Source organism: Streptomyces sp. NBC_01551 (assembly GCF_026339935.1).
Classification (GTDB): Bacteria; Actinomycetota; Actinomycetes; order Streptomycetales; family Streptomycetaceae; genus Streptomyces.
In genome coordinates this window covers 1-10,129 of the sequence record NZ_JAPEPX010000012.1, presented here as the reverse complement: position 1 = coordinate 10,129, position 10,129 = coordinate 1, and the positions used below count along the sequence as shown (strand labels likewise).

The following is a 10,129-nucleotide window of genomic DNA, read 5'->3' as shown; positions in this document are numbered from 1 at the left end:
GAGGCCTTCGAGCGCGCCGGGATCGACCCGACGGGCCTGCGCGGCGGACAGGTCGGCGTGTTCGTCGGCCAGATGCACAACGACTACGTGTCCCGCCTGAACACCGTCCCCGAAGGCGTCGAGGGCTACCTCGGCACCGGCGGCTCCAGCAGCATCGCCTCCGGCCGCGTCTCCTACACCTTCGGCTTCGAGGGCCCGGCCGTCACCGTCGACACCGCGTGCTCCTCCTCGCTGGTCGCCCTGCACCTCGCGGCGCAGGCCCTGCGGGCCGGCGAGTGCTCCCTCGCCCTGGCGGGCGGCGTCACCATCATCACCACCCCCGACGTCTTCACGGAGTTCAGCCGCCAGCGCGGCCTCGCCGCCGACGGCCGCTGCAAGCCGTTCGCGGCCGCCGCCGACGGCACCGCGTGGGGCGAGGGCGTCGGCATGCTGCTCGTCGAGCGGCTCTCCGACGCCCGCCGCAACGGCCACCAGGTCCTCGCGGTCGTACGCGGCACCGCCGTCAACCAGGACGGCGCCTCCAACGGTCTGACCGCCCCGAACGGTCCGTCCCAGCAGCGCGTCATCCGCCAGGCCCTCGCCAACGCGGGCCTCGCCTCCGCCGACGTCGACGCCGTCGAGGCCCACGGCACCGGCACCCGGCTCGGCGACCCCATCGAGGCGCAGGCCCTGCTCGCCACCTACGGCCAGGACCGCCCCGCGGACCGGCCGCTGTGGCTGGGCTCCGTCAAGTCCAACTTCGGCCACACCCAGGCCGCGGCGGGCGTCGCCGGCATCATCAAGATGGTCCAGGCGATGCGCCACGGCGTCCTGCCGCAGACCCTGCACGTGGACGAGCCGTCCCCGCACGTGGACTGGTCGGCGGGCGCGGTCTCGCTGCTCACCGAACAGCGGGCTTGGCCCGAGACCGGCCGCCCGCGCCGCGCCGGCATCTCCTCCTTCGGCATGAGCGGTACGAACGCGCACGCCATCGTCGAACTCCCGGAGAGCCCCGCCACCCCGGCCGCCCCCGCCGTCCCGGTCGCACCGGCGGCGCTCCCGTGGCACCTGACCGCCCGCACCCCCGAGGCCCTGCGGGCCCAGGGCGAGCGGCTCCTGTCCCACCTGGAGGCACACCCGCAGACGGCGCCGGCCGACATCGGCCACTCGCTGGCGACCGGCCGGGCCGTGTTCGACCACCGCGCGACCGTGGTCGCCGCCGACCTCGACGGCTTCCGCACCGGCCTGGCCGCCCTCGCCGAGGGCCGCTCGGCGGCGGGCCTGGTCCAGGGCGCGCCGACGGCGGGCGGAAAGCTCGCCCTCCTCTTCACGGGGCAGGGCAGCCAGCGGCTGGGCATGGGACGCGAGCTCTACGAGACCTACCCGGCCTTCGCGGCCGCGCTCGACGCGGTGTCCGAGCGGCTTGGCCTCGAACTGCCGCTGAAGGACGTCCTGTTCGGTTCCGATGCCGCTGTTCTGGACCGTACGGAGTTCACGCAGCCGGCGTTGTTCGCGGTCGAGGTGGCGTTGTTCCGCCTCGTCGAGTCGTGGGGTGTGAAGCCGGACTTCCTGTCGGGTCACTCGATCGGTGAGATCGCCGCCGCGCATGTTGCGGGTGTGTTCTCGCTGGAGGACGCGTGCACGCTGGTCGCGGCGCGCGGCCGCCTGATGCAGGCGCTGCCCGCGGGTGGGGTCATGATCGCGGTGGAGGCGTCGGAGGACGAGGTCCTGCCGATGCTGACCGACCGCGTCAGCATCGCGGCCGTCAACGGCCCGCGCTCGGTGGTCATCGCCGGTGACGAAGACGCGGCGGCCGCGGTCGCCGAGTCGTTCGCCGACCGGAAGGCCAAGCGGCTGACCGTCAGCCACGCTTTCCACTCGCCCCACATGGACGGCATGCTCGACGCCTTCCGCCAGGTGGCGGAGGGGCTGGCGTACGCGAGCCCCCGGATCCCGGTCGTCTCCAACCTGACCGGCGCGCTGATCACCGACGAGATGGGCTCGGCCGACTTCTGGGTCCGCCACGTCCGCGAGGCGGTCCGCTTCCTGGACGGCGTCCGCGCCCTGGAGGCCGCCGGAGTCACGACGTACCTCGAACTCGGCCCCGACGGCGTGCTCTCCGCGATGGCACAGACCTGCCTGACCGACGACAGCGGCTCCGCGGCCTTCGCCCCCGCCCTGCGCGCGGGACGCGACGAGCCCGAGACCCTGCTCTCGGCGCTTTCCACCGCGTACGTGCGCGGCACCGCCGTCGACTGGCCCGCGTTCTACGCCCCGCTCGGGGTCCGGCGCGTCGACCTGCCGACGTACGCCTTCCAGCGCAGCGTCTACTGGCTCGACGCCGGCCGCGCGGACGGCGACGTCGCGGCGGCCGGGCTCGGCACCGCCGACCACCCGCTGCTCGGCGCCGAGGTCCAACTGCCCGACTCCGACGGCCACCTCTTCACCGGACGGCTGTCGCTGACCACCCACCCCTGGCTCGGGGACCACCGGGTCATGGACTCCGCCCTCCTGCCCGGCACGGCCTTCGTCGAGCTCGCGCTCCGGGCCGGCGAGCACGTCGGCTGCGACCTGGTCGACGAACTCACCCTGGAAGCCCCCCTCGTGCTGCCCGAGCACGGCGGCGTACAGCTGAGGCTCTCCGTCGGAGCGGCCGACGCGTCGGGCCGGCGCCGCAGCCTCACCCTCCACTCCCGTCCCGAGGGCGTGGATCCGGATGCGCCGTGGACGCGGCACGCCGTCGGTGTGCTCGCCACCGGGGCCGACCAGGCCCCGCAGAGCCTCACCGAGTGGCCGCCGGCCGGAGCGGAGGCCGTCCCCGTGGAGGGCCTGTACGAGGGCCTCGCGGAATCCGGATTCGGGTACGGCCCGGTGTTCCAGGGCCTGCGGGCCGCCTGGCGCCAAGACGACACCTACTACGCCGAGGTCGCGCTCCCCGAGGCGGCCGACGACGACGCCGCACGGTTCGGCCTGCACCCCGCCCTCCTCGACGCGTCCCTGCACGCGCTCGGACTGCGCACCGCGGACGCCGCCGGCGGCGAAGGACGGCTCCCGTTCTCCTGGTCCGGTGTCTCCCTGCACGCGGTCGGCGCCTCGGCGCTCCGGGTGCGCCTGACCACCGCCCGCAACGGCGAGGTCGCCCTCACCATCGCCGACACCACGGGGGCCCCGGTGGCCTCGGTCGCCGGCCTGGCCCTGCGATCCGTCAGCCGGGACCAGCTCGACACCACGCCGGACCTGACCCGTGACGCCCTGTTCCGTGTGGAGTGGGCGGAGGCGGCCGGTGGCGGCTCCTTCGACGACTGGCTGATGTGGGGTGAGGAGGACGGGACTCCGGCGGCGCTGGTGGTGCCGTGCGTGGAGCCGACCGGCGGCGATGTCGTCGGCGCGGTGCACGCCGGGACGGCCCGGGTGCTGGGTCTGCTGAACGACTGGCTGGCCGACGAGCGGTCGGCGCAATCGCGTCTGGTGTTCCTGACCCGGGGCGCGGTGGCCGCCGTACCGGGTGAGGACGTGTCCGACCTGGCGCACGCGCCGGTGTGGGGTCTGGTGCGCTCGGCGCAGTCGGAGAACCCGGGCCGTCTCGTCCTGGTCGACATCGACGCCGAGGGTGACGTCGAGGCCGGGCTGTCGGCCGCGCTGGCCTCGGGCGAGTCCGAGGTCGCGGTGCGGGGTGGCGCGGTTCTGGTGCCGAGGCTGGCGCGTACGGCGGTCGCCGCTGGTGCGGGCGTCGAGTGGGATGCCGATGGCACGGTGTTGGTGACGGGTGCGAGTGGTTCGCTGGGCGGGCTGTTTGCCCGGCATCTGGTCGCCGAGCACGGTGTTCGGCGTCTGCTGCTGGTGAGCCGTCGTGGTGAGGCGGCGGAGTTGTCGGCCGAGCTCGTCGGTCTGGGCGCTGAGGTGTCGTGGGCGGCGTGTGATGTGGCCGACCGTGAAGCGCTGGCCGCGGTACTCGCCGGCGTTCCTGCGGAGCACCCGCTGACGGCGGTCGTGCACACGGCCGGTGTCCTTGACGACGGTGTGGTCGGTTCGCTGACCGCCGAGCGTCTGTCGGCCGTACTCCGGCCGAAGGTCGATGCGGCGTGGAACCTGCACGAGCTCACCCAGGACCTGGACCTCTCCGCGTTCGTGCTGTTCTCCTCGGCCGCTGGTGTCTTCGGTGGCGCCGGCCAGGCCAACTACGCGGCGGGCAACACCTTCCTGGACGCCCTGGCCGCCCACCGCCGGGCCCAGGGTCTGGCCGCCACCTCCCTCGCCTGGGGCCTGTGGACCGGGGTCGGCGGCATGGGCGGTGACCTGGCCGACGGCGACCGCGACCGCATCAACCGCGGCGGCATCGGCGTCCTCGCGCCGGAGACCGGCCTCGCCCTCTTCGACGCGGCCCGCCGCACGGACGACCCGCTGCTCGTACCCCTCCCGCTCGACCTGGCCGCCCTCCGCGCCCAGGCACGCACCGGCATGGTTCCCGACCTGCTGCGCGGCCTGGTCCGCGTACCGGCACGCCGGGCGGTCGGCCAGGGTGCCACGGCCGACGGGGCCGCGCTCCGTACGCGGCTGTCCGCGCTGCCCGCCGAAGAGCGGGAGGCGGCCCTGCTGGAGACGGTCCGGGCCGAGGTGGCCGCCGTACTCGGCCACGCCTCGACCGACGAGGTGCCGGCCGACCGGGCGTTCAAGGAGCTCGGCTTCGACTCCCTGACCTCGGTCGAGCTGCGCAACCGCCTCGGCGCCGCCATCGGCGAACGGCTGCCCGCCACGCTCGTCTTCGACTACCCCACGCCGAGCGCGCTCGCGGCGTACCTGCGGACCGAGGTCCTGGGCCTGTCCCTGACCCCGGACGAGGAGACGGCCGCCGCGGCCACCGCCGTGCCCGCGTCCCTCGGCGCCGCGCTCCACGACGACCCCATCGCGATCGTCGGCATGAGCTGCCGCTACCCCGGCGGGGTCGAAACCCCCGAGGACCTGTGGCGCCTGGTGGTGGGTGGCACCGACGCCATCTCGGAGTTCCCGCAGGGCCGCGGCTGGGACCTGGAGTCCCTCTACGACCCGGACCCGGACGGCAAGGGCACCAGCTACACCCGCTCCGGCGGCTTCCTCCACGACGCGGGCCGGTTCGACCCGGCGTTCTTCGGGATCTCGCCGCGCGAGGCCGTGGCCATGGACCCGCAGCAGCGACTGCTGCTGGAGACCTCGTGGGAGGCGTTCGAGCGGGCCGGCATCGACCCGGCCACCATGCGGGGCAGCCGCACCGGCGTCTTCGCGGGCATCATGTACCACGACTACGCCACCCGGATCACCTCCGTGCCCGACGGCGTCGAGGGGTACCTCGGCACCGGCAACTCCGGCAGCATCGCCTCGGGCCGCGTCTCGTACGCCTTCGGCCTGGAAGGCCCTGCGGTCACCGTCGACACGGCCTGCTCCTCCTCCCTCGTCGCCCTGCACTGGGCGATCCAGGCGCTGCGGGGCGGCGAATGCACCATGGCACTGGCCGGCGGCGTCACCGTCATGTCGACGCCGGGCACCTTCACCGAGTTCAGCCGCCAGCGCGGGCTGGCCGCCGACGGCCGCATCAAGTCCTTCGCCGCGGCCGCCGACGGCACCAGCTGGGCCGAGGGCGCGGGCATGCTGCTCGTCGAGCGGCTGTCGGACGCCCGCCGCAACGGCCACCCGGTACTGGCCGTGGTCCGGGGCTCCGCGATCAACCAGGACGGCGCCTCCAACGGCCTGACTGCCCCGAACGGTCCGTCCCAGCAGCGCGTCATCCGCCAGGCCCTGGCCTCCGGCGGACTGACCAGCGAGCAGATCGACGTGGTCGAGGCGCACGGCACGGGTACGACCCTGGGCGACCCGATCGAGGCACAGGCGCTGCTGGCGACGTACGGCCGGGAGCGTGCGGCGGACGAGCCGCTGTGGCTGGGCTCGATCAAGTCCAACATGGGCCACACGCAGGCCGCCGCCGGTGTCGCGGGCATCATCAAGATGATCATGGCGATGCGGCACGGGGTCCTGCCCAAGACGCTGCACGTGGACGAGCCGACCCCACACGTGGACTGGGAGGACGGCGCCGTCACGCTGCTCACCGAGAACACGCCGTGGCCGGAGACGGGCCGCCCGCGCCGGGCCGGTGTGTCGTCGTTCGGCATCAGCGGCACCAACGCCCACACCATCATCGAGCAGGCTCCGGAGGAGGCGGCTGTGACCGCCGCCGACGGCGATGGCGTGCCGGTGCTGCCGTACGTGCTGTCCGCCAGGTCGGCGGACGCGCTGCGCGGCCAGGCGGCCCGCCTGCGGACGCACCTGGGGGAGCCGGCCGAGCTGCGGGCCACCGACGTGGCCTACTCACTGGCGACCCGGCGCGCCGCCTTCGACCACCGTGCGGTGGTCGTGGCCGGCGACCGCGAGGAACTGCTGCGCGGGCTGGAGGCGCTGGGGAAGAACGACCTGGCCAACGCTGCCGTGACGCGGGGCACGGTGGGCGCTGCCGGAACCGGGAAGCTTGCGTTCCTGTTCACGGGGCAGGGCAGCCAGCGGCTGGGCATGGGGCGTGAGCTGTACGAGGCGTACCCGGTGTTCGCCGCCGCGCTGGACGCGGTGTGCGGGCAGCTGGAACTGCCCCTGAAGGACGTGCTGTTCGGCTCGGACTCCGCGGTTCTGGACCGTACGGAGTTCACCCAGCCGGCGTTGTTCGCGGTCGAGGTGGCGTTGTTCCGGCTGCTGGAGTCGTGGGGTGTGAAGCCGGACTTCCTGTCCGGTCACTCCATCGGCGAGATTGCCGCCGCGCATGTCGCGGGTGTGTTCTCGCTGGAGGACGCGTGCACGCTGGTCGCGGCTCGTGGCCGTCTGATGCAGGCGCTCCCGGCCGGTGGTGTGATGATCGCGCTCCAGGCGTCCGAGGACGAGGTGCTGCCGCTGCTGACCGAGCGCGTGAGCATCGCGGCGGTCAACGGTCCCCGGTCGGTCGTCGTCGCGGGTGACGAGGACGCGGCGGTCGCGATCGCCGAGGCCTTCCCGGACCGCAAGTCCAAGCGGCTGACCGTCAGCCACGCCTTCCACTCGCCGCACATGGACGGCATGCTCGCCGACTTCCGCAAGGTCGCCGAGGAACTGTCGTACGGCGCCCCGCGCATCCCGGTCGTCTCCAACCTCACCGGCGCGCTCGTCTCGGACGAGATGGCATCGGCAGACTTCTGGGTCCGCCATGTCCGCGAGGCGGTCCGCTTCCTCGACGGCATCCGCGCCCTGGAAGCCGCCGGAGCCACGACGTACCTCGAACTCGGCCCCGACGGCATCCTCTCCGCCATGGCCCAGGACTGCCTGACCGCGGACGGGGCCCGCTTCGCGCCCGCCCTCCGCACCGGTCGGCCCGAGTCCGAGACCCTGAGCAACGCCCTCGCCCTCGCCCACACCCACGGTGCGACGCTGGACTGGGAGGCGTACTTCGCCCCGACCGCCGCACGCCAGGTCGAGCTGCCCACGTACGCCTTCCAGCGCGACTGGTACTGGCTCGACTCGGCACCCACCGCACAGAACACGCCGGGCGACGCCGCAGGCTTCGGCCTCGGCACGACGGACCACCCGCTGCTCGGCGCGGCCGTCGAACTGCCCGACTCGGACGGGTTCCTCTTCACCGGCCGGCTCTCGTCGACCACCCACCCCTGGCTCGCGGACCACGCGGTGCTCGGCTCGGTGCTCCTGCCGGGCACGGCCTTCGTGGAACTGGCCGTCCGAGCCGGCGACCAGGTCGGCTGCGACGTCCTGGAGGAGCTGACCCTGGAGGCCCCGCTCGTCCTGCCCGAGCGCGGCGGAGTCCAGCTGCGGCTGTCCGTCGCCGGAGCCGACGAATCCGGCCGACGTGCCCTGTCGCTGTACTCCCGTGACGAGGACAGCCCCGCCGACGAGCCGTGGACGCGGCACGCCGCCGGCGTCCTCACCACCGGCGACGCCTCGACCCCGGCAGCCGACCTCACGGTCTGGCCGCCGACCGGAGCCGAACCGGTGGACATCGACGGCCTCTACGAAGGCCTCGCCGCGGCCGGATTCGACTACGGCCCCGCCTTCCAGGGCCTGCGCTCGGCCTGGCTCCACGGCGACGCGGTGTACGCGGAGGTGAGCCTGGACGAGGCGACCGCGGAAGCGGCCGACTGGTTCGGTCTCCACCCGGCGCTCCTGGACGCGACCCTCCACGCGGCCGGTCTCGGCGCGCTCGTCGAGAAGACCGGCCAGGGACGGCTCCCGTTCGCCTGGAGCGGTGTCCGGCTGCACGCGGCCGGCGCCTCCGCGGTACGGGTCCGCCTGGCCCCGGCCGGCCGCGACGCGGTCGCGCTGGAGCTCGCCGACCTGGCGGGCGCACCGGTGGCCTCGGTCGAGTCGCTCGTGCTGCGGGCGGTCTCGCCCGAGCAGATCGGGGCGGCGCGCGGCGGTCGTCTGGAGTCTTTGTTCCAGGTCGGGTGGGCGGCAGTGCCGCTCGCCCCGGTGTCCGCGTCGGAGCAGCGTCCCTGGGCGCTGCTGGGGGACGCTCACGCCGGTCTGGATGCGGTGGGTGTGCGCTACGAGGCGCACAGCGGTGGGCTCGCGACGCTCGCGGACCCGGCGCTGGTGTGCGTGCCGCTGTCCTGGGTCAGTGATCCGGAGGGTGTGGCGGGTGCGGTGCACGCGGAGACGGGTCGGGTGCTGGAGCTGCTGAAGGAGTGGCTGGCCGAGGATCGTTTCGCGGATGCGCGTCTGGTGTTCCTGACCCAGGGTGCGGTGGAAGCCGTACCGGGTGAGGGCGTGTCCGACCTGGTGCGGGCTTCGGTGTGGGGTCTGGTGCGTTCGGCGCAGTCGGAGAATCCGGGGCGGATCGTCCTGGCCGACACGGACGGCACCGATGCCTCCTACCGCGCGCTGCCCGCCGTATTGGCTTCGGGTGAGTCCGAGGTCGCGGTGCGGGGTGGTTCGGTTCTGGTGCCGAGGCTGGCGCGTACGGCGGTCGCCGCTGGTGCGGGCGTCGAGTGGGATGCCGATGGCACGGTGTTGGTGACGGGTGCGAGTGGTTCGCTGGGCGGGCTGTTTGCCCGGCATCTGGTCGCTGAGCACGGTGTGCGTCGTCTGCTGCTGGTGAGCCGTCGTGGTGAGGCGGCGGAGTTGTCGGCCGAGCTTGTCGGTCTGGGCGCTGAGGTGTCGTGGGCGGCGTGTGATGTGGCCGACCGGGACGCGCTGGCCGCCGTACTCGCCGGCGTTCCTGCGGAGCACCCGCTGACGGCGGTCGTGCACACGGCGGGTGTCCTTGATGACGGTGTGGTCGGTTCGCTGACGGCCGCGCGTCTGTCGGCGGTGCTGCGTCCGAAGGTGGATGCGGCGTGGAACCTGCACGAGCTCACCCAGGACCTGGACCTCTCCGCGTTCGTGCTGTTCTCGTCTGCCGCCGGTGTGTTCGGTGGCGCGGGGCAGGCCAACTACGCGGCGGGCAACACCTTCCTGGACGCCCTGGCCGCGCACCGTCGGGCCCAGGGTCTGGCGGCCACGTCCCTGGCTTGGGGTCTGTGGGCCGAGGTCGGTGGCATGGGTGGTGCTCTGGACGCCGAGGACGTGTCCCGACTCGGCCGTGGCGGTGTCAACGCCCTCACCGCCGTTGAAGGCACGGCGTTGTTCGACGCCGCCTGCGCCGCCGGGCAGCCGCTGCTCGTGCCGGTCAAGCTCGACCTGGCCGCCCTCCGGGCCCAAGCCGGCAGCGGGATGCTCCCGCCGCTGCTCTCGGGCCTGGTCCGCACGCCCGCTCGCCGCGCCGCCGACACCACCGCACCCGACGCATCCGGACCGGCGGCACGCCTCGTCGGCCTGACGGACGCCGAACAGCTGCTCTTCGTACTGGACTTGGTACGTAATCAGGTCGCTGCGGTGCTCGGCCACGCCGGGCCCGAGGCGGTCGAGGCCGACCGTTCCTTCCGCGAGCTGGGCTTCGACTCCCTGACCGCCGTCGAGCTGCGCAACCTGATCGGCGCCGCCACCGGGCTGCGCCTGCCCGCCACCCTCGTCTTCGACTACCCGACCTCCACGGTCCTGGCCGACCACCTGCGGGCCGAGCTGCTCGGAACGGTGCCGGCCGCGCCGTCCGCACCGGTGGCCGTCGCGGTCCGCGACGACGAGCCGATCGCGATCGTGGGTCTGGGCTGCC

Annotated in this window: 1 protein-coding gene; it reads left to right on the top strand. The window is 73.9% G+C overall.

Annotated features, from left to right (window positions below; all coding sequences use genetic code 11):
- The coding region (locus OG982_RS30835; protein ID WP_266950268.1) for a type I polyketide synthase at nt 1–10,129 on the top strand (10,129 nt) is incomplete at both ends.